This window comes from Acetobacterium sp., assembly GCF_039830195.1.
Taxonomy (GTDB): domain Bacteria; phylum Bacillota; class Clostridia; order Eubacteriales; family Eubacteriaceae; genus Acetobacterium.
In genome coordinates, this window is record NZ_JBDODG010000031.1 from 1 (window position 1) to 20,197 (window position 20,197).

The following is a 20,197-nucleotide window of genomic DNA, read 5'->3' on the forward strand; positions in this document are numbered from 1 at the left end:
ATTTCTTTGCTATCTCACGAATATCCTGTGGTGTAGCCTCTTGTGCAATCTCAATATCTGATTTAAATCCCATTTTTTTCCTCCAATACTTTGATAAATATTTAACAACTAATGTAAGTTTAACCTATTCTATGATAAAAATCAAACAATAGTTATGATAAAATTTTACTATTATTTTCGACTGATTCCTGATTCCCTTTGTTAGTTTTGTATCATTTTTTACTCTAGATGCTTTTTATTCATCATTTTCTTGATTTTTGTATATTTTATTTCTATTATTAGATTTGTTTTTCAATTTTATACCAATTTTTTTACGAATACCCCGTTTTATTTTCTTTGAAAGCGTTTTATTATATAATTTGTAAAATAATATTTATTTACTAATTAATCCCATTAACTTTTTCGACAAATTAAAAAGCCTCCGCCAAAATTGAGGCGAAGGCAATTTTTTTATGTCAAGGTCAGCTCCAGCTGACACATAACGGTATCGTCCTGATTAACAATATCAATCCGGTAGTGCTTTTCGGCCAGCTGTTCGGCCAAGGCCCGGACCTGATCCCCATAAAAGCACTGGGCCTTGTAGACAATCTTGGCTTCCGACAACACCATGGTTTTAACCACTTCCAGAGGCAAGACCTCGATGGCCCAGGCCAGATATTTGACATGATTAACGTGTTTATTGAAATCAATATCCAGAAATCGAACCGAAAAGGATTTTTCCAGATCAATGCGAGTGATTTTCGAAATTTTTTTAAAGATCGGTTCTCCTTTTTCAAAACACTGATAAGCCGCCATCTCCGGATGGTCGTCGATGCGCTCCATCTTTTCGGTCTCCCGATTGATCAGCAGCCACTGAGTATCAGCGATTACTTTTTCGGTTCCGGCCCCGTCTTCGATCGTGAAGCGCCTGGTGGCGCAGAATTTTTCCATCCCGGTGGCCCTGGTTGTCACCGTCACCTCATCCTGATAGCGGGGATAGTCATTAAAGCGAACATGGTATTTAACCAGAAACCAGGCCAGATTATTGGCTTTTAGATAGTCGCCACCCAGTCCCAACTGATTGCCCTGGTTGGTGGAAGCTTCCTGAAAATAGTTCATCGCAGTGGTGGGCAGCATTTTTTCGGTCGAATCAGATTCGTAACAGGTTACCCGCTTTTTTTCCTGATAAACAAGGCTCATTAGAAGCTCCTATTCAAAACTGCGGCGAAACAGACTGATGCCATCAAGACTCCAGTTAGGTTCAGTAAAGGTGCCCGGTTCCACCCGGTTCAGAGCCTGTTCCATCGTGTACATCCGGGCGTCGATCATGTCAATATGGTGGAGTAGCTCAGCTTCCGGGAACATCGGCCGTTTGGGACTGCCGAATTCCGGCTGGTAATGATGGGATAGAATCATATGTTTGAGCATCATCAAGACCTCAGGGTCGGTGCCCAGCGACTGCCCCACCAGTTCCAGTTCAACAATTTCCTGGGTGATGTGTCCCAGCAATTTGCCCTCCGGGGTATAATCAGAAACTGATCCGTTTTCGTCAGAGACCATTTCATTGATTTTGCCGATATCGTGGAGAATGATGCCAGCATAAAGCAGATCCCGGTTGATAAAGGGGTAAATCGCTACCAACCCTTTGCCGATTCGCAGCATCGAATAGGTATGATAGAGCAGTCCGCCCTTGATGGCATGATGGTGCTTTTTGGCCGCCGGAAAATAACTCAGGGTCGCGGTCTGGTCACCAAATATTTTTTTAGTAATGGCAGCGATGTCGGCGTTGCCAAAATCATCAATGGTATCATTGATATAGCCGAGCATTTCGTCGATATCCACCGGCACCGTTTCAATAAAATCATTGATACTCACCTCATCGGACTCGTCGGCCAGCCGCATTTTTTCGACAATCAACTGCAGCCGGCTGTTGAATTCCTGGACTTTACCTTTAATTTTGACCAGTTTGCCATTGGTGAAGATTTCCTCATCCTCCGGTTTGACGTCCCATTTTTTGCCATCAATTTCGTCAAAATCGGCATCGTTCAACACCATGTTAAAATAGCGGCTGCCATTGGTGGCGGTTTTGGTCATCTGCGACTTTATAAATAAAAAGCCAAGATAATCCTGACCTTTCTGTACTGACTTAATTTTCAATTTGTTCTCCTTGTTGTTTTATTAATTTATAGCTTCAGGCTGCGGTTGGCAGCTTATTTACATTGCTCTGGAAAAGCCTTGGCATAGGCAGCCAGGCCATGTTTTAGAATTTCCATACTTTTTTTCATATCATCACCATTTAATACATAGGCGATGCGAACCTCATCGGCACCGTCCTGAGGATTTAAATAAAAATCATTGGCCGGGGATAAGAGCACCGTTTCGCCCTGATAATCAAACTCATTGATCAGCCATTCGATAAAATGGCAGGCCTCTTTGATGGGCAGCTTGGCCATAAAGTAAAAGGCGCCCCGGGGTTCTTTGCAGATGACGCCGGGAATTTCCTGCAGGGCTGCATAAACAATTTCCCGCCGGCAGGTATACTCCTTTAAGACCCCGTCAAAAAAATGGCCATCCAGTTTCAGCAACGAAACCGCCCCGATCTGATCGACCGTTGAGACCGACAACCGCATCTGAACCAACTTTTTGAGCTGATTCATCAGGGTTTTATTTTTGGACACAATAAAGCCGATCCGGGCCCCACAGGCGCTGTAACGCTTAGAAATACTGTCAATCAGGATAAAATGTTGCGCCAGTTCCTGATACTGAGCCGGACTCAGATAGTCCTGGCTGTCGTAGACAAACTCCCGATACACCTCATCCGAGATCAGATAGAGATTATGTTTGATGGCCAGTTTCACCATCACCTCAATTTCTTCCTTAGAAAAGACCTTGCCGGTGGGATTCCCGGGATTGGTCATTAACAGGGCTCGGGTTCGCGGGGTAATCGCGGCTTCAATCACTGACGCATCGGGCAGGGCAAAGCCATCTTCGGCATAGGTTTTAAAACCAACCAGATTCACATCGGTGGCTGCAGCCATTTCCTTATAAATGCTGTAAAGCGGTTCGGCAGTGAGGATTTCATCTCCGGCATTGCAGATCCCGATAAAGGTAAACAGCAACGCTTCACTGCCGCCGTTGGTGACAAAGAGGTCACCGATGTCGTAATCCAGGCCCAGCCGCCGGTAATAATCGCAGGCCGCTTCCCGGAGCTCGATGATCCCCTCCGGGGCCTGATAGGATAAGACTTCCTGATCAATACAGTTGACACTGTCTAAAAAGCCAACTGGGGTTTTGATATCCGGCTGGCCGATGTTTAAAAAATAAACCTTTTTCCCCTTTTTCTGAGCTTCGCTCACCAGCGGATAGTATTTTAATAGGGCAGGTTCACCCATTTTTTGGATACGCTGAGATGTTTCCATTTTTTCTCCTGTTTGTTCGTATTATCACAATGACTCTGGTGAAAATTATAAACTTTATCAATAAAAATTGCAAATATCTGAAGCCTATTTAATTGTACAGTTTTTAAAATCATGTTAAACTGATCATAAATACATCACTATATTGGAGGCTGTATGAAACGCTCAAAACCAAACATCCCCCCTGATCTGGAGTTCACTGAGGATTTACCATCGCTGATGGCCTGGGCCCGGGAGGAAGAAATAGATATGGAAAATAAACATTTTAAGGACTTGACCCTGACGGGCCTTGATTTTTCTCAGCTGTCCTTCCGGGGATCCGTTTTTGAAAACTGTGAATTAACCGATTGCCGCTTTGAAAAAGCAGATTGTCGGGACCTCCGTTTTAAGTCCTGCAATCTATCCAATAGCGACTTTACCGACGGTTATTTTAATCGCTGCGAATTCATTTCTTGCAAAATGGTAGGGGTTGATTTTCACCAGGCTCAATTGGAGAACATCTGCTTTTCCGAGAGCAATTTCCAGTACGCCAATTTCAGCAAAGCCAAACTCAAAGCCCTGGAAATTTCCCTGTGCGATTTCAGTCATACCACTTTTTCCGAGTGCAAGTTAGGACAGATCCAGCTGGATGAAGTCAACTTCGAAGCCGCCAGTTTTTTCAAAACACCACTGAAAGGGCTGGACTTCACCAGTAGTCAGATCGACGGCCTGATTGTCTCTATCGAAGCATTAAACGGTGCCGTTGTCTCCACATACCAGGCCGCCGCACTGGCCAAATTGCTCGGCCTGATCGTTAAAAATAGTTGATTTTTTAACAATAGTTAAGCGATAACTGCTTTTGTATCGATTTCCGCAAACCGGCGGCGAAGCTCACGGTACTACCGAAGAAAGGGACCTTATGGAAACCATCCCCGCTAAAAATATGCTAACCCGGACTAAAAATAATTTCTGGTTCGGCACCGACTATAATATGAATATCTACCGCGGCTGCTCCCATGGCTGTATCTATTGCGACAGCCGCAGTGACTGTTATGGGATTGAAGCCTTCGACCAGGTCCGGGCTAAAGCCAACGCCCTGAACCTTCTGGAGGATAACCTGCGCCGCAAAAACTTAAAAGGTGTTGTCGGTACTGGCGCCATGAGTGATCCCTATAATCCCCTAGAGAAACAGCATCAGCTAACCCGCCACGCGCTGGAACTTTTCAAAAACTATGGTTTTGGGGTGGCCATCGCCACCAAAAGTCCCCTGGTGACCCGGGATAGCGATCTGCTCGCCGCCATCCAGCAACGATCGCCAGTGATTGTCAAAATCACGATTACCTGTGCCGACGATCAGCTGGCCAAAATCATTGAGCCCCGAGTCGCTCCCAGTTCAAGCCGCTTTGCCGCCATCAAGGAGCTGTCCGACCGCGGTATCTTTGTCGGGGTGCTACTGATGCCGATTCTCCCCTTTATTAATGATACCCCGGCAAACATCAAGGGCATTGTCGCTGCAGCGGCCGAGCATGGCGCCCGCTTTATTTATCCCGCCTTCGGGGTGACCCTCCGGGATTCCCAGCGCCTTTATTTTTACGACCAGCTGGATGCCCATTTTCCTGGCATTAAAAAAGAATATCTCCGCAGCTTCGGCAACACCTACAGTTGCGCCAGCTCCCAGGCTAAAAGTCTCTGGACCGTCTTCACCCGGGAATGCCAGCGCCAGGGCCTGCTTTACAAAATGGAAGATATCGTCGCCCGTTACAAATTAGAACACGGCAGCCAGCAATTGTCATTTTTATTTTAGGGGAATCGTACCGCTGATTTACGATTGATCGGTGCGGTCCCCCCCAAAAAGCCCTTTCCCTAACCGGCAGACGATCGTTGTCTGCTTTTTATAATTACCACTATGCAATATATACTTGACATTTTATATTTTATACTGTACTATATGCAATGTAAGGAGTGATCAGATGAAAAATATAAAATTAAAGGTGGCCCGGGCCGAGAAAGATATTTCCCAGGAAGAGTTGGCCAAACGGGTCGGCGTCACCAGACAAACCATCGGCATGATTGAAGCCGGTAAATTTAACCCTTCTTTACAGTTGTGCATTGCCATCTGTAGAGCACTGGGAAAAACGTTAAACGATTTATTTTGGGAGGAAAACGACAATGAAAAAATTTAAAAAAGTAGTAGATGAGCGCCAGGAACTGGAGCTGTATAAGATAGAGCATGTGTGTTTTTGGATTGTTTTCTGGCTGCTGCTGGGCAGCATCATTGTTCAGTCGATGTTTCTCAATGCCCCCTTCAGCCAGTGGGGTTTTGAATGGACCGTCTTTATGATCAGCTGCGGTGGGGTCATGGTGGGCTGTTATAAAAAAGGGCAATGGGATTTTTACAGCAAACCCACCACCAAAAACTACCTGATCTACAGCCTCATCGGCTCCGGAGCCTTTGCGGTAATTTATGCCATTACGATGTCCATGAACAACGCTTATTTAAAAGACAATCTGCTGGCGCTGGGCGCTCTAACGGCTTTTATCTTTGCCATGCTGTTTGCCCTGATCTTTGTCGCCCTGTTCGTCACTGGCACCCTGGTAAAAAAACGCCAGAAAAAACTGGAAGACCAGTTCAAAGATGATGATCAGCACTAGTCCCGTCCCTTTCTGTTAGGTCACGCCCCCTGATTTCTCAGGGGTTTTTTTTATCCGCTTTTGCCACTTTTCGTTCCAAGACTACCAATCGTTATTCTTAAGCCACCAAATTTCTGCAATCGTTTTTTCAGCGAATTAGTGTTAATTCAGTCGCACTTTTTTATTTCTGTGCTATACTACAACTAATTTTAAACAGTTCTGTTTTAAATCAATAATCCGTAATGATTCGATTCAATGAGGTGAATAAATGAAAAAAAATGTAAATGTAATGGCTGTTTTTTGTGATGATACCCATCGGATTGCCCGGTTTGATGAGATGACCAATTTTGTCTTCTATACCAAATCCGACAATGGCTGGGGCAAATCCGATCCGATTCCCTTTAGCTGTGATCTGTCGGGCGGATTAGCTTCAATCCGGGAAAACATCAGTCAGATGTTGGGCGCCTTCAATGATTGTCGGATCATCATCGCCAAAGCGATCATCGGTATTCCTTATCAGGTTTTTGACCGTTCCGGCTTTATTATCTGCGAATCCGAAGACTTTGATCTGGAATTACTGGATGCCATCCAGGCCGATCTGATCAGTCAGGACGGGGAAGCTAAAGAAGATGCCAGTCTGCTGGCCCAGACTCCCGAAGAAACCGATGTCCCTGGTTATTACCGCTTTGATTTAACCCAGGTGCAGAAAAAGCACCCGGAAATGAGTTCAAAAATGGCCCTGCTACCCTTTTTAAAAGAAACCCCCTTTTACGCTCTGGAAGTGGTCTGTGACCATATCCCACCATGGTTCGAACACCAATTAGCGGCAATGAAAATGCAATACCGGATCGAAAATAAAAATAATTCCACCAAACATGTGGTCATCACCCATGCTGGCTGTGAATAAAAGGAGCGCGTCATGTCAACCTGCCAAACTGAAAAATATGGTTCCCTCACCGGGATAACCTTTTTAGAAACCTATACCGACGGTTCACCCAAAGGCTGTGCCTTCGACGAACCCAATACTATCAATACCCCTGTGGGCATTCTGGTTCCCAACTATGGCCCTTCAAACCTGAGAAATCGGGAGGGACTGGCCCTGGAATTTTTCAAAAGCGGCCAGATTAAAAGCATCGATCTGGAAAGCGCTACCGAGGTGATCACCTCCCTGGGAGCCCTGTCCGCCGAGCGGATCAGCTTTTATGAAAACGGCCGGATCCACCGTTTGTTTCCCCTCAATGGTCGGATCAACGGCTACTGGACCGAGAATGACGAATACACTTTGGCTAAACCAATCGCCTTTGATCTGGCGGTGGGGGCCTTTTCCGCCAAGGTCGTGAGCCTCTGCTTTTATGAAAGTGGCGCTCTGAAGAGTCTGACCATGTGGCCTCAGGAAACCATCGAAATCAATAGTCCCGATGGGCTGGTGAAGGTGCGCTACGGTTTCTCTTTATATGAAAATGGCAAATTGAAAAGTTTTGAGCCCGCCCTGCCGGAACCCATTGTGACCCCGATCGGGATTGTGATCGCCTATGACAGCAATGCCCATGGCATTAATTGTGACGAAAATTCAGTGAACTATTCCCCCGCTGGAGTGATCCGATCCCTGATTACTGGCAATAACGGTCTAATGATCACCGAACCGGAAGGGAAGCAGTTCGTCCAGCCGCTGATGAAACCGGGCACCCTGGATCCGGAAATACTGGTTCCCGAACCAATGACCATCGTCTTTAGCGATGACAAAATGGAAATCATTCAGGATGATATTGTAACGGTGGATTTAAAAAACGCCACCGTTCGGGCCATTCTAGTTCATGATCCGATGAAGAAGTCCTGCGGCGACTGTTCTTCCTGCTCTAGCTGCGGTTGATCCCCTCGGATCAACCAACGACTTAAGAATTACTTAAGTTTTATTTAAACAAGAAAAAGCTAGTCCAACTCAAAAACATTGTAAAACTGTGAAAATGATTTCACACCGCCTATCAGATGAAAAACACAGCAGTTAACTAAAGTACAATCCCGGTTTTGGTCTAAAAAAACGGTCACGCCCCATTCCAATTCTTAAACCCATTTCACTTTGAAAAGGGTTTACAACCGAAGCAGCTTGACTTATCCCCTAATTCCATGGATAATAAGCCCATAGAAAACAATGCAATACGGATTTGAAAAAGACAATGTGGTCTCAGCTCCTTACAATTGGGTAAGTGCTGAGACCTTTTTTGTTTCCTTCACATCCTACCCACTTTAGACAAAGAGGTCTTAATTTGCTGCTTAATTAATGCAGCCGATTAAGACCTTTTCGTTTATGCAAAACAAAATAAGTTTTTTTAGACAAGGAAGTCTTACCTTTTACACTGTTGTGAAAGGCAAAGACTTCTTTACTTTTTGCCGAAAAACTTGCATTGGATCTTAAAATTTTTCACACTCAGGAGGAACGATTATGAGACAAATCGCTATTTATGGTAAAGGTGGTATTGGTAAATCTACCACAACTCAAAACCTCACCGCAGGACTTGGTTTAATGGACAAAAACATCATGGTAGTTGGATGTGATCCAAAAGCGGATTCAACCCGATTGTTGCTTGGTGGTCTGGCACAAAAAACCGTATTGGATACCCTTCGCGAAGAAGGTGAAGAAATTGAACTGGATGCCATCCTGAAACCAGGATTCCGAGGCATTCAATGTGTGGAATCAGGCGGACCTGAACCAGGGGTTGGCTGCGCCGGTCGCGGGATTATCACTTCCATCGGGATGCTGGAACAATTAGGTGCCTACACCGAAGATCTGGATTATGTCTTCTACGATGTATTAGGTGACGTTGTCTGTGGTGGTTTCGCGATGCCGATCCGCGAAGGTAAAGCTCAGGAAATCTACATTGTCGCATCGGGCGAAATGATGGCTCTATATGCTGCCAACAACATTGCCAAAGGGGTTCAGAAATACGCGTCAAGCGGCGGCGTTCGTTTAGGCGGAATCATCTGTAACAGTCGTAATGTTGATGGTGAAAGAGAACTGGTTGACGCCTTTGCCAAAGAACTGGGCAGCCAAATGATCTACTTTGTCCCCCGGGATAACATGGTTCAACGAGCTGAAATTAATAAGAAAACCGTTCTGGAATTTGATGATACCGCTGTTCAGGCTCAGGAATACCGTAATCTGGCCACCGCTGTTGATGGCAATCAGATGTTTGTGGTTCCCACCCCAATGCACCAGGATCGTTTGGAAGAGCTGTTGATGGAACATGGCTTAATGGATATATAATTAAGAATTTAATTTAGATTTGAATCACGAAAGGTAGGTTGACTATATGTTAATGGTACGCGCAATTATCAGACCTGAAAAAACAGGAGTTGTTTTATCCGAAATGTTATCCGCTGGATTTTCAGCCGTAACAAAACTGGATGTATATGGACGGGGGAAACAAAAAGGAATCAAGGTTGGGGACGTTTATTATGATGAAATCCCCAAAGTGATGCTCCTCTGTATTGTTAAAGACGAAGACAAAGACGATGTTTGTAAAATAATTATGAAAAATGCAAAAACTGGCAAGGATGGTACTTTTGGAGATGGTCGTATTTTCATTTCTCCTGTAGAAGAAGCTTATACAATCAGTACTGGAACAACCGGCCTGTAAAAGGAGGAATTGATATGAAAGAAGTTATGGCGATTATTCGGCAGAATAAAGTGAACCAGACCAAAGAAGCCCTAGTCAATGAAGGCTTTCCTGCTTTTACATGTTTAAAGGTGCTTGGTCGCGGCAAGAAAACCATTGATTTATCCATTATCCAGGATATTGTTGATGCCGGGGAAATGCCCGTCTCAACGGTTGGTGAAGCATTAACAGAATCATCCCGTTTAATTCCGAAACGGTTTTTCACCGTGATTTGTAACGATGAAGATGTCAGCAAGGTTGTCTCGATTATTATTGACAACAATCAAACCGGAAACCCTGGCGATGGTAAAATTTTCGTCATCCCAATTGAAGAGTCCATTCGGGTACGAAGTGGCGAAAAAAATGCCGATGCATTTTAGAAAGAGGTGATTTGAATGGATTCAAGAGATAAGGTACTCGATAAATATAGCTCTAAAATATATAAAAACCGAAAAGAACACGTCATTGAAATTGACGGCGGCGAACCACAAGTCATTGCTGCTGACACCCGGGCGATTCCCGGGATTATGACCAATCGTGGTTGCTGCTACGCTGGTTGTAAAGGGGTTGTTATCGGGCCCTTAAAAGATGTTGTTAACATCGTTCACGGCCCCATCGGCTGTGCCTACTACACCTGGGGCACCCGACGAAATAAAGCTAAGGGTGATGAAAATACCAAAGATTTTACCCAATACAGCTTTTCCACTGACATGCAGGAAACCGACATCGTTTTCGGTGGTGAAAAGAAATTACGACAGGCTATTAAAGAAGCAGTTGAAATCTTCAACCCAGAATGCATCATGATCAGCTCCACCTGTCCGGTTGGATTAATCGGTGATGATATCCATGCCATTGCCGCTGAAGCTGAAAAGCAATATGGCATCAAAGTTTTGGCCTTTAGTTGTGAAGGTTATAAGGGTGTCAGCCAATCCGGTGGTCACCATATTGCCAACAATGGTCTGATGAAATACATCATCGGTACCGGCGATGCCGAACCGGTTAAATATTCAGTCAACCTTTTAGGTGAATACAATATCGGTGGTGATGGCTGGGAAGTTGAACGGATCTTAAAACGAATTGGCTATCACGTTGTTTCTGTGATGACCGGTGATGGCAGCTATGATCACATGAAAAACGCCCACACCGCCGATCTGAACCTGGTTCAATGCCACCGTTCAATCAACTATATTGCCGAAATGATGAAAACCAAATACGGGATGGACTGGATCAAGGTTAATTTCATCGGTCTGGAAAGTATTAAAAAATCCTTGATGGATATTGCCGCCTACTTCGGCGACCCGGAATTATTAGCCCGCACAGAAGCGGTTATTGCCGAAGAATTGGACGAAATCGAAGAAGGTATGGCTTATTACAAATCAAAACTGGATGGTAAAAAAGCGGCTGTCTATGTCGGCGGATCTCGTACCCATCATTACATCAATTTATTAAAATACCTGGGTGTCGATGTTGTCCTGGCCGGTTATGAATTTGGACATCGTGACGACTACGAAGGTCGGGATGTGATTCCCAGTATTAAAATCGATGCCGATTCTAAAAACATTGAAAGTATTACGGTCACCAAGGACGAAGCAAACTACAAAACCTTCCATAGTCCAGAAAAACTTGAAGCATTGAAAGCAGCCGGTGTTCCGCTGGAAAAATATGACGGCTTATGGTCTGATATTTCTGAAGGGGCCATCATCACCGATGACTTCAACCATTTTGAAACTGAAGAATTTTTAAAACTGTTAAAACCTGATATTTTCTTCTCGGGAATCAAAGACAAATTTATTGTTCAAAAATCAGGTGTTCCCTCACGACAACTACATTCCTATGATTACAGCGGTCCCTATGCTGGCTTCAGAGGAGCATTAAATTTCGCCAAAGACATTACAATGGCCACTTACACCCCGGTCTGGAATATGGTTCAGGCCCCCTGGAAAAGTGAACCCACGTTAGTTGGCAGCTTAGGAGGTATGGAATAATGTTAGAATTAACCCCAAAAAAATTATCGGACCGATCCACCCTACGGATCAATCCGATAAAAACATGTCAACCTGTCGGCGCCATGTACGCAGCCCTGGGTGTTCACCAATGTATGCCCCACAGCCATGGCTCGCAAGGATGCTGCTCATTTCATCGAATGTTTTTAACCCGGCATTTTAAAGATCCCGCCATTGCTTCTTCCAGTTCATTTACCGAAGGCGCATCCGTATTCGGCGGCGGTTCCAATCTGAAAACGGCGATTAAAAACATTTTTGATATTTACGACCCTGAAATCATCGCGGTTCATACCACCTGTTTAAGTGAAACCATCGGGGATGACCTTAACGGTTACATCCAGGATGCGAAAGTACCCGAAGGCAAATTGGTCGTTCACACCAATACGCCAAGTTATGTTGGTTCACATATTACCGGTTATTATAACATGATTTCCGGATTTATTAAATATCTATCCACAGCCACCGGCGAAAAAAATGGTAAATTGGCCCTCTTCCCGGGATTTGTTAATCCTGGCGACATGCGGGAAATGAAACGATTGATGAAGCTGATGGGCACTGAGTTCATTATGCTGCCAGATACCAGCGGCGTTTTAGATGCCCCAATGACCGGCACCTACACCATGTATCCCAAGGGCGGCACTACCATTCCCGATATCCGGGATCTCGGCAACTGTGAAATGACCCTGGGCCTAGGCGAACTGACCTCAGAATTCCCGGCCGATTTTCTGGAAAAGAAATGCAAGGTTCCGTATAAAACGCTGCCACTGCCAATTGGCGTAGAAAATACTGATGCATTTATTATGGCTCTGAACCAGTTCTCTAAAAATGAAGTCCCTTATGAAATTGAAGAAGAACGGGGCCAGTTAATGGATATCCTGTTGGATTCACATCAATATACCAACAACAAAACCGTCGCTATTTTCGGCGATCCGGACACCGTTCTAGGGATGGCTCAAATCGCCCTGGAAATGGGGATGATCCCCAAATACATGGTAACCGGTACCCCCGGCGCTGCTTTTGAAAAGAAAGCTGCTGCCTTACTGGAGAAATTCGGCGTCGAAGGCTGTACCGCCAAACAAAGCGGTGACTTATTTGAACTTCACCAATGGATTAAAAATGATCCGGTTGACTTATTAATCGGCGGCACCCACGGCAAACAAGTCGCCCGTGCCGAAGACATCCCGCTGGTTCGCGTTGGTTTCCCGATCATCGACCGTTATGTTCACTCTTACATGCCGATTGTTGGTTACAAAGGTGCCATCCGACTGGCTGAACTGATCCTCAACGCTCTCATGGACCGTCAGGATCGCGACTGCGAAGACGAAGATTTAGAAATGGTAATGTAGTAGGACAGTTCTTGTCCCTATCGGCTAGTGCCAACTACCGTACCGACCAATTGTTAATCTGTTGTATGCGCGCAATTCGTACAGTTGCGAAACAAGGAATATCAACTTATAAAGTTTCAGCTCCGCAACTGTTCGCCTTGAGGCATACAACATGATGTAACAATTGTCGGTACTGGGTTATCTCATTATATAAAAGCTGGGGAGGGTTTCCTCCCCTTTATTTGAAAGGAGGCTGTACAATGAAAAATGATGCGGCAATTTTACCAGAAAGAGCCCAGTCGATCCGTTTTTCGGAATGCAGCGGCGACGGCATCAAGTGTGAGTCAGAAAGTGTCTCTGGAGCAGTCAGTCAGCGGGCCTGTGTTTACTGCGGTGCCCGGGTTGTTTTAAACCCCATCACCGATGCCTTCCATATTGTTCATGGCCCGATTGGATGTGCCAGTTACACCTGGGATATCCGCGGCAGTTTATCCAGCGATGAAGAAGGCTACCGTAACTCTTATTCCACCGATCTGCGGGAAACTGACGTCATTTTCGGCGGTGAAAAAAAACTGGTGGCCGCCATTGATGAAATCATGGCCAGTCATGCCCCCAAAGTCATTTTTATCTACGCCACCTGTATCGTCGGCGTCATCGGTGACGATATCGACGCAGTCTGTCGCAACGCTGAAGCAAAATACGGCATCCGGGTCATCGCCGTTAAATCCCCGGGATTTTCAGGAACCAAGAAAACCGGCTATAAAATGGCCTGCAACGCCATTATGAGCCTGATCACCCCCGAATATTTACCGGCCAAAACTGCCGGTGTCAACATTCTCGGCGACTTTAACCTGGCCGGGGAAATGTGGATCATCAAAAATTATTTAAGACGGATCGGCGTGGAAGTAGTTGCCAATATTACCGGCGATGCCAAAGTCGAGGACCTGAAACAAGCCCCTGCAGCCCAACTCAATCTGGTTCAATGTGCCGGCTCGATGACCTATCTTGCCAAACAGATGGAAGAGGTTTTTGATATTCCTTTTATCAAAGTCAGCTTTTTCGGCGTCACCGACACCTCCGATTCACTGATGCGAATTGCCTATGCCGTCGGTGATAAAGAAGTTATAAAGCGCGCCAAAATTTTTATTGAAGAAGAAAAAAATAGAGTCATCCCTCTTTTAAATAAATATCGCAAAAATCTTGAAGGAAAAAAAGCCGCCATCTATGTGGGCGGTGGCTTTAAAGCAATCTCCCTGATCCGCCAGTTTCACGAATTTGGCATGAACACCGTGATGGTGGGCACCCAAACCGGGAGCAAGGACGATTACGAAGTCATCCAGCATCTGGTCGACGAAGATGCCGTCATTCTAGACGATGCCAATCCGGCCGAACTGGAAGCCTTTATGAAGGAAATGGGAGCCGATATATTAGTCGGCGGCGTCAAGGAACGGCCGCTGGCCTATAAACTGGGGGTAGCCTTCTGTGATCACAACCATGAACGCAAGCATCCCCTGGCGGGCTACGAAGGTACCCTAAACTTTGCCTCAGAAATCAACCTGTCGATGAACAGTCCTGTCTGGGAAATCATATCCCAAGGAGGTATCAAAAATGTCTAAAAATTTAGTCAACTTAAATGTTAATCCTTGTAAAATGTGTATGCCGATGGGAACCGCCAATGCCTTCTACGGCATTCAAAAATGTATGAACATCCTCCATGGTTCCCAGGGGTGCAGCACCTATATCCGCCGCCACATGGCCACCCATTACAATGAACCGGTGGACATCGCCTCCTCTTCCCTTACCGAAGAAGGCACTGTCTACGGCGGCGAGAAAAACCTGATCATCGGTCTGGAAAATCTGATCAAGTTATATCAGCCCGAAGTCATCGGCGTTTCCACCACTTGCCTGGCCGAGACCATTGGCGAAGACATTGAGTTTATCATCAAAAATTTTTACGCCTCTCATCCTGATGAAAAGGTGACAATTATCCCGGTGAAATCCGCTGGTTACGGCGGCACCCAATTTGAAGGCTTTACCCGGGCACTCCGAGCGATTGTTTCCCATGTCGAGATGGATCCCACCAAACATGATAAGATCAATATTATCACGACCATGGTTTCCCCGGCGGATACCCGTTATTTAAAAGATGTGCTGGATCAGTTTGGGCTGGAGTATATTCTCCTTCCAGATCTTTCCGAAAACCTCGACGGCGTCCACCAGAGTTCTTATTATCGGCTGCCGATGCATGGTACCCCGATTTCGGAAATCCAGAAAATGGCCGGAGCCCGAGCTACCATCGAAATATCCGATACCATCAAGCCTGACGAATCCCCAGGGGTTTACCTCTACGAAAACTATGGCGTCCCCTACAAACGGCTGAACCTGCCGATGGGACTCCGGGATACCGATGCTCTAATGGAGCTCTTGTCCGAACTGTCGAAAAACCATATTCCTGAAAAAATCACCAAAGCAAGAGGGCGCTGTCTTGATGGCATGGTCGATTCCCATAAATACAATGCCTTGGGTCGTATCGCCATCTTCGGTGAACCGGATTTTGTCGTTTCAGCAGTTCGACTCTGTTGTGAAAATGGCGTGATGCCGGTGATCGCCGCCACTGGTTCCAATTGTCCCCAGCTCAAAGAAAAAATCGCTACCGAGCTTTCCAAACTGGCCGATGTGCTTTTTGTTGACAACTACGTGATCTTAAATGATGTGGACTTTGAAACCATTGAAGAAGAAGCGATCCGTTTGGGCGCTAACTTGATGTTGGGGAATTCCGACGGCCGCCGGATTGAAGAAAAACACGGGATTCCCTTGATCCGCTGTGCCTTCCCGATCCATGACCGCATCGGCGGCCAGCGGGTTCGGACCTTAGGCTATGAAGGCTCCCAGGTGCTCCTGGACCAGATCACCAACACCATTCTTAAAGCGGTGGAAGGCGGATTCCGGGAAACCCTGTACAACACCTATTATAATGAAGGTCCCAAATCCAAATACGGATTGGAGCCAGAAACGGAGGCAAAAATGAAAGTGCTGGATAAAATAAAGACAAACAACCCGCCGACACCCCAAACCAAGACCATTGAAGAAAAAACCGCCAACCATCCCTGCTATAGCTGTGGTGCCTCCCAGAAAAACGCCCGGATGCACCTCCCCATCGCCCCTAAATGCAATATCCAGTGTAATTACTGTGTCCGTAAATTTGATTGCCCCAACGAGAGCCGTCCCGGCGTGACCACCGAAATTCTTTCCCCGGAAGCGGCTTTTGAAAAATACAAACTGGTTAAAGAAAAAGTTCCTAACCTCACCGTTGTCGGGATTGCCGGCCCCGGAGATGCCCTGGCAAACTTTGACGAAACCCGAAAAGCCCTGACCCTGATCCATGAATATGACCCCAATGTTACCTTCTGCGTTTCCACCAATGGCTTGATGCTTCCCTACTATGCCAAAGAGCTGGCTAGTCTGGGGGTTTCCCACATCACGGTCACGGTCAATGCGGTTGATCCGGCCATTGGTGCCAAAATCTACAAACATGTGGATTTTATGGGGAACCGCTACCATGGCGAAGCCGGTGCCTCAATTCTGTTAGCCAACCAGCTCTCAGGGATCAAGCTCCTGATCGATGAAGGGGTAATCGTCAAAATCAATACCGTAACCCTGATGGGGATCAATGACACGCACATCGAAGAAGTGGTCAAAACGGTGAAAGATATGGGGTGTTTTATCTCCAATGTAATGCCCCTGATTCCCGTGAAAGGCTCCGCCTTTGAAGGCCTGCAAATTGCCACCAACCACGAAATCAACGCGATTCGGGATAAATGCGGAGTTCACTTAAAACAAATGTATCACTGCAAACAATGCCGGGCCGACGCCATCGGCAAACTGGATAGTGACATCTCCCTCGATTTCCGGGAAAACGAAACCAAAAGTGAAGCAATGGTTCTGGCAACGCCAAAGGGATTGCGCTTTGCGATCACCTCCAAAGGCGGGATGCTGGTGGATCAGCATTTCGGCCAAGCCTCTGAACTTTATATCTATGACTACCTTGACGATGAGGTTCAGTTTAAAGAAAAACGGGTGATCGGCAAGTATTGCAGCGGTGAAGAAGAATGTGACGAAAAGGAAGATAAGATCGGTACCATTCTGAAAGCCTTAAATGATTGCGACAGTGCCATCACCATGCGCATTGGCGACCTGCCCACCAAACGGCTGGAAAGCAAGGGCATCAAGGTCTTCTCAACCTACGACCGGATTGAAGATGCCGTTAAAACCGCAGCTCAGGAAATGTTAAGGTCCGAGCTGTCAAAATCTCAGGAATTATTAAATGTATCAGGAGGAATTTAAAAATGGTCAGTCCTAAACATCATATTTTTATCTGCACCAGCTGCCGGATCAACGGCACCCAACAGGGGTATTGTTTTCAACAGGATTCAGTGAAAATCCTGCAGACATTTCTTGAAGAAATCGACGAGCGGGAATTATCCGGCGACGTGATGTTAAGCAACACCGGCTGTTTCGGGATCTGCGACAAGGGCCCCATCGTGGTCGTTTATCCTGAAGGCGTCTGGTATGGCAAGGTGACCGTGGACGATGTGGAACGGATTATGGACGAACACATTGAAGGCGGCAACGTGGTCGAAGACCTGGTTATTTAACTCCTTACTTTGAGAAGAATCATGCTACTTTAAACCTCGGTACAGCGCACTGACGCAGTTCCGACAATTGTTACATCATGTTGTTTGCATCGGGGCGAACAGGTTGATAAACCTGTCCGATCCCGCAGCAAACAACAGATTAACAATTGGTCGGTGCGGGATATCATGGCCAAACTTTTATGAGCGAACAAACGAAAGCGGGGTACACAAATGGTTACTATTATTGATCGGACCTTGACAACCTTTAATACATCCGGGATGACCGGCCGGGATCTTAACCATTTCTGTGACCTGCTTTTTACCTGTGGCGTCACAAAAATCGAATTGACCCCGGAGCTGGTTGACCGGCTGAATTTTCCCGTCACTGCTGCCGGTTTAAAACAATGGCTGGGGGGACGACGTTTTTTCCTGAGCCAGATTCTTCCCGATCCCCTCGCTTCGGATGGTCCGGGTATAAAAAAACCAAAACCCCTCTGGAGACTTGAGCCCAATGAGTTGGTGGAAAAAAATATCCCCGTCAGCAAATTAAATCCCCGGACCCATCAAAAAATCCGGATTACCGGGCTGGAAGACCTGATGACCCGGGATTATCCAGCAGTTTTCAAGGCCCTGCTGAACAGCGGTATTGACACCCTGGACCTATGCCCCGGCAACCAGCAGCATTGTGCCACTGCCATCGCCCTGGAATGGCTATTGGCCGGCGGCCAGAGTATCAGCTGCGGTTTTACCAACCACCATCATTTTCCACCGTTGGAAGAAGTGTTGATGGGCCTGAAACTAAGCCGGCCTGATTTGATTACCGGTGACTTATCGGTTTTAAGTGAGCTGCGTGACCTTTATGAAAAGCTGGCCGGCCAGCCAGTAAACAAAATGAAAGCGATCATCGGGACCGATATTTTCAAGGTCGAATCCGGTATTCATGTCGATGGGGTATTAAAAAACCCCCACATCTATGAACCCTTTAATCCCCAAACCGTTGGTAACCAGCGGGAAATTGTCCTGGGCAAACACTCCGGCCGGCAAAGCCTGTTGTATAAGCTAAACGATTCGGAATTATCCGAATCGGCCGCCCATAGCATTTTAAAACATATTAAATCCCGCTGCACCCAATTAGGCCGAAACCTGTCCGATCGGGAACTGCGAATCCTTGCCAGTGAGGTGCAAAATGACAAACAGACAGAAATATATTGTTGACACGACCTTAAGAGACGGCGAACAAAGCCCCGGGATCGCCTTTTCGATTCGGGAAAAAGTCACCATCGCCAAATCTCTGGACGCCCTGGGGGTCAGCCGAATCGAAGCCGGTACCCCGGCCATGGGCAGAGAAGAATGCCGGGCCTTTGAAAGAATCAAGCTGGCCTGTCAGCAGGCCCAGATTATTGGCTGGAACCGGATGAATCTCTCTGACATCAGCCAGTCCATCGGCTGCGGCGCCGACATTATCCACGTTTGCGTCCCGGCATCGGATCTGCTGATTCGCGAGAAGCTGCGCACCACCCGACACCAGGTGCTGGAAACCCTGAGTGCCTGCGCCGCGGCTATCCATGCCGAAAAAAGAGAACTGACCATCGGTTTGGAGGATGCCTCCCGGGCCGACTGGGATTTCGTCGTTTTGTTGATTGAAACCGCCCGGGATCTGGGCGCCACCACCCTGCGTTTTTCAGATACCGTGGGGATCATGTCGCCCAGCCTCTGCAAGGCCACGATCAGCCGGATTCCTGACAACATCGACATTGAGGTGCACATGCACAACGATCTGGGCATGGCCGTGGCCAATTCCATCCAGGGACTCCGGTCCGGCGCCAAATATGCCGACTCCACCCTTTTCGGCATCGGCGAACGGGCCGGCAACTGCAACCTCGAACACCTCCTGATCGCCACCCAGAGTCAACTTGACTTCGGTATCAGCCTGGACGAACTCCAGTGGCGACAGGCCGATTTAAAAGCGATCATTTATAAAAGCAAACTGGCGTATGCCTGATCGGCCCTGATTTCAGACATAAAAAAAGCACCTGCTGTGTTGGCAGTGTGGGCTTGTCATAATGCTAACCCAGTACCGACAATTGTTACATCATGTTGTACGCATCGGGGCGAACAGATTGATAAAGCTGTTCGATCCCGCAGCGAACAACAGATTAACAATTGGTCGGTACGGTACTATCACCAACCTCACATTCTGCTACTGTTCCAGGTGCTTCTTACGTCCTATAATAATTACACTTCGCCAAAGCCACTGCCGATCAATGCCACCAGGGTTTCCACCGCCAGCATTTCATCCTCACCCGTGGCGAAAATTTCAACCACGTCGCCCTGGCCAATCCCCGTTGCCATAATACTCAGCAATGATTTTGCCTCGCCCTCTTTGGGATCGTCCCCTAATTTTTTAATTCCGATATTAGCTTTGAATTCTCCGGCCTTCTGACAAAACTCTGCCGCAGGTCGTGCGTGTAAACCTGTGGGATTAATAATTGTAACTGTTTTCGAATGCATACTCCTACCTGTTAATGAATCTTTCATTCCTTTCCGTTTATTCTTTTCGGTCACATTCTTGTGATG

Annotated in this window: 20 protein-coding genes; 16 read left to right on the forward strand and 4 right to left on the reverse strand. The window is 46.6% G+C overall.

Annotated features, from left to right (window positions below):
* Positions 1-450 precede the first annotated feature (450 nt).
* From ABGU93_RS09350 to ABGU93_RS09360, 3 genes are read right to left on the reverse strand one after another with little or no spacing between them, the layout of a single operon-like run.
* Positions 451-1,179, reverse strand: a complete 729-nt coding sequence (locus ABGU93_RS09350) for an acyl-ACP thioesterase domain-containing protein (protein ID WP_304886538.1) — start codon at positions 1,177-1,179, stop codon at positions 451-453.
* Between the two features lie 9 nt (positions 1,180-1,188).
* Positions 1,189-2,136, reverse strand: coding sequence for an HD domain-containing protein (locus ABGU93_RS09355; protein ID WP_347413200.1), 948 nt, complete (start codon positions 2,134-2,136; stop codon positions 1,189-1,191).
* A 53-nt stretch (positions 2,137-2,189) separates the two neighbouring features.
* Entirely contained in the window at positions 2,190-3,398 is a 1,209-nt protein-coding gene (locus ABGU93_RS09360; RefSeq protein ID WP_347413201.1) for a pyridoxal phosphate-dependent aminotransferase, read from the reverse strand.
* 153 nt (positions 3,399-3,551) lie between these two features.
* Here ABGU93_RS09360 and ABGU93_RS09365 point away from each other — a divergent pair, with 153 nt between their 5' ends.
* The 16 genes from ABGU93_RS09365 (at position 3,552) to ABGU93_RS09440 (ending at position 19,622) form a co-directional block, all read left to right on the forward strand.
* The gene (locus ABGU93_RS09365) at positions 3,552-4,202 is read left to right on the forward strand and encodes a pentapeptide repeat-containing protein (protein ID WP_347413202.1); all 651 of its coding nucleotides are present in this window, start codon (positions 3,552-3,554) and stop codon (positions 4,200-4,202) included.
* Between the two features lie 91 nt (positions 4,203-4,293).
* Complete coding sequence (locus tag ABGU93_RS09370) at positions 4,294-5,178, forward strand: radical SAM protein (RefSeq protein WP_347413203.1); 885 nt, start codon at positions 4,294-4,296, stop codon at positions 5,176-5,178.
* A 166-nt stretch (positions 5,179-5,344) separates the two neighbouring features.
* Positions 5,345-5,557 carry a helix-turn-helix transcriptional regulator gene (locus tag ABGU93_RS09375; RefSeq protein WP_304886527.1) on the forward strand — a complete coding sequence of 71 codons (213 nt, stop codon included), beginning with the start codon at positions 5,345-5,347 and terminating at the stop codon, positions 5,555-5,557.
* Entirely contained in the window at positions 5,544-6,026 is a 483-nt protein-coding gene (locus ABGU93_RS09380; RefSeq protein ID WP_347413204.1) for a DUF6773 family protein, read from the forward strand. The genes ABGU93_RS09375 and ABGU93_RS09380 overlap by 14 nt, the downstream gene beginning before the upstream one ends.
* 247 nt (positions 6,027-6,273) lie before the next feature.
* A complete protein-coding gene (locus ABGU93_RS09385) occupies positions 6,274-6,912 on the forward strand; it encodes a Fe-only nitrogenase accessory AnfO family protein (protein ID WP_347413205.1) in 639 nt (212 codons plus the stop codon).
* A 12-nt stretch (positions 6,913-6,924) separates the two neighbouring features.
* Positions 6,925-7,875 (forward strand): hypothetical protein, encoded by a 951-nt coding sequence (locus ABGU93_RS09390; protein ID WP_347413206.1) that lies wholly within the window; start codon positions 6,925-6,927, stop codon positions 7,873-7,875.
* A gap of 570 nt (positions 7,876-8,445) precedes the next feature.
* Complete coding sequence (nifH, locus tag ABGU93_RS09395) at positions 8,446-9,267, forward strand: nitrogenase iron protein (RefSeq protein ID WP_347413207.1); 822 nt, start codon at positions 8,446-8,448, stop codon at positions 9,265-9,267.
* A gap of 46 nt (positions 9,268-9,313) precedes the next feature.
* Positions 9,314-9,640: a P-II family nitrogen regulator gene (locus ABGU93_RS09400; protein ID WP_304886517.1), complete on the forward strand. Its 327-nt coding sequence runs from the start codon at positions 9,314-9,316 to the stop codon at positions 9,638-9,640.
* 14 nt (positions 9,641-9,654) lie between these two features.
* Complete coding sequence (locus tag ABGU93_RS09405; RefSeq protein WP_304886515.1) at positions 9,655-10,038, forward strand: P-II family nitrogen regulator; 384 nt, start codon at positions 9,655-9,657, stop codon at positions 10,036-10,038.
* A gap of 15 nt (positions 10,039-10,053) precedes the next feature.
* Positions 10,054-11,643, forward strand: coding sequence for a nitrogenase molybdenum-iron protein alpha chain (gene nifD / locus ABGU93_RS09410; protein WP_347413208.1), 1,590 nt, complete (start codon positions 10,054-10,056; stop codon positions 11,641-11,643).
* On the forward strand, positions 11,643-13,007 hold the full coding sequence (locus tag ABGU93_RS09415; protein WP_347413209.1) for a nitrogenase component 1: 1,365 nt from the start codon (positions 11,643-11,645) through the stop codon (positions 13,005-13,007). Before nifD ends, ABGU93_RS09415 begins: the two co-directional genes overlap by 1 nt.
* Before the next feature lie 239 nt (positions 13,008-13,246).
* Complete coding sequence (nifE, locus tag ABGU93_RS09420) at positions 13,247-14,602, forward strand: nitrogenase iron-molybdenum cofactor biosynthesis protein NifE (RefSeq protein ID WP_347413210.1); 1,356 nt, start codon at positions 13,247-13,249, stop codon at positions 14,600-14,602.
* Positions 14,595-17,330, forward strand: coding sequence for a nitrogenase cofactor biosynthesis protein NifB (gene nifB, locus ABGU93_RS09425; RefSeq protein WP_347413211.1), 2,736 nt, complete (start codon positions 14,595-14,597; stop codon positions 17,328-17,330). Before nifE ends, nifB begins: the two co-directional genes overlap by 8 nt.
* A 2-nt stretch (positions 17,331-17,332) precedes the next feature.
* Entirely contained in the window at positions 17,333-17,641 is a 309-nt protein-coding gene (locus ABGU93_RS09430; RefSeq protein WP_347413212.1) for a 2Fe-2S ferredoxin, read from the forward strand.
* 210 nt (positions 17,642-17,851) lie between these two features.
* Positions 17,852-18,835: a hypothetical protein gene (locus tag ABGU93_RS09435; protein ID WP_347413213.1), complete on the forward strand. Its 984-nt coding sequence runs from the start codon at positions 17,852-17,854 to the stop codon at positions 18,833-18,835.
* Positions 18,807-19,622, forward strand: a complete 816-nt coding sequence (locus tag ABGU93_RS09440) for a homocitrate synthase (protein WP_347413214.1) — start codon at positions 18,807-18,809, stop codon at positions 19,620-19,622. The genes ABGU93_RS09435 and ABGU93_RS09440 overlap by 29 nt, the downstream gene beginning before the upstream one ends.
* 233 nt (positions 19,623-19,855) lie before the next feature.
* On the opposite strand, the gene ABGU93_RS09445 is transcribed toward ABGU93_RS09440, so the two are convergent.
* On the reverse strand, positions 19,856-20,131 hold the full coding sequence (locus ABGU93_RS09445) for an HPr family phosphocarrier protein (RefSeq protein WP_347413215.1): 276 nt from the start codon (positions 20,129-20,131) through the stop codon (positions 19,856-19,858).
* Between the last annotated feature and the right edge of the window lie 66 nt (positions 20,132-20,197).

What these genes read in the sequence shown, in the direction of transcription:
- ABGU93_RS09350 (WP_304886538.1), bottom strand. Translation starts at nt 1,179, where the DNA reads ATGAGCCTTGTTTATCAGGAAAAAAAGCGGGTAACCTGTTACGAATCT.
- ABGU93_RS09360 (WP_347413201.1), bottom strand. Translation starts at nt 3,398, where the DNA reads ATGGAAACATCTCAGCGTATCCAAAAAATGGGTGAACCTGCCCTATTA.
- ABGU93_RS09365 (WP_347413202.1), top strand. Translation starts at nt 3,552, where the DNA reads ATGAAACGCTCAAAACCAAACATCCCCCCTGATCTGGAGTTCACTGAG.
- ABGU93_RS09370 (WP_347413203.1), top strand. Translation starts at nt 4,294, where the DNA reads ATGGAAACCATCCCCGCTAAAAATATGCTAACCCGGACTAAAAATAAT.
- ABGU93_RS09375 (WP_304886527.1), top strand. Translation starts at nt 5,345, where the DNA reads ATGAAAAATATAAAATTAAAGGTGGCCCGGGCCGAGAAAGATATTTCC.
- ABGU93_RS09380 (WP_347413204.1), top strand. Translation starts at nt 5,544, where the DNA reads ATGAAAAAATTTAAAAAAGTAGTAGATGAGCGCCAGGAACTGGAGCTG.
- ABGU93_RS09385 (WP_347413205.1), top strand. Translation starts at nt 6,274, where the DNA reads ATGAAAAAAAATGTAAATGTAATGGCTGTTTTTTGTGATGATACCCAT.
- ABGU93_RS09390 (WP_347413206.1), top strand. Translation starts at nt 6,925, where the DNA reads ATGTCAACCTGCCAAACTGAAAAATATGGTTCCCTCACCGGGATAACC.
- nifH (WP_347413207.1), top strand. Translation starts at nt 8,446, where the DNA reads ATGAGACAAATCGCTATTTATGGTAAAGGTGGTATTGGTAAATCTACC.
- ABGU93_RS09400 (WP_304886517.1), top strand. Translation starts at nt 9,314, where the DNA reads ATGTTAATGGTACGCGCAATTATCAGACCTGAAAAAACAGGAGTTGTT.
- ABGU93_RS09405 (WP_304886515.1), top strand. Translation starts at nt 9,655, where the DNA reads ATGAAAGAAGTTATGGCGATTATTCGGCAGAATAAAGTGAACCAGACC.
- nifD (WP_347413208.1), top strand. Translation starts at nt 10,054, where the DNA reads ATGGATTCAAGAGATAAGGTACTCGATAAATATAGCTCTAAAATATAT.
- ABGU93_RS09415 (WP_347413209.1), top strand. Translation starts at nt 11,643, where the DNA reads ATGTTAGAATTAACCCCAAAAAAATTATCGGACCGATCCACCCTACGG.
- nifE (WP_347413210.1), top strand. Translation starts at nt 13,247, where the DNA reads ATGAAAAATGATGCGGCAATTTTACCAGAAAGAGCCCAGTCGATCCGT.
- nifB (WP_347413211.1), top strand. Translation starts at nt 14,595, where the DNA reads ATGTCTAAAAATTTAGTCAACTTAAATGTTAATCCTTGTAAAATGTGT.
- ABGU93_RS09430 (WP_347413212.1), top strand. Translation starts at nt 17,333, where the DNA reads ATGGTCAGTCCTAAACATCATATTTTTATCTGCACCAGCTGCCGGATC.
- ABGU93_RS09435 (WP_347413213.1), top strand. Translation starts at nt 17,852, where the DNA reads ATGGTTACTATTATTGATCGGACCTTGACAACCTTTAATACATCCGGG.
- ABGU93_RS09440 (WP_347413214.1), top strand. Translation starts at nt 18,807, where the DNA reads ATGACAAACAGACAGAAATATATTGTTGACACGACCTTAAGAGACGGC.
- ABGU93_RS09445 (WP_347413215.1), bottom strand. Translation starts at nt 20,131, where the DNA reads ATGCATTCGAAAACAGTTACAATTATTAATCCCACAGGTTTACACGCA.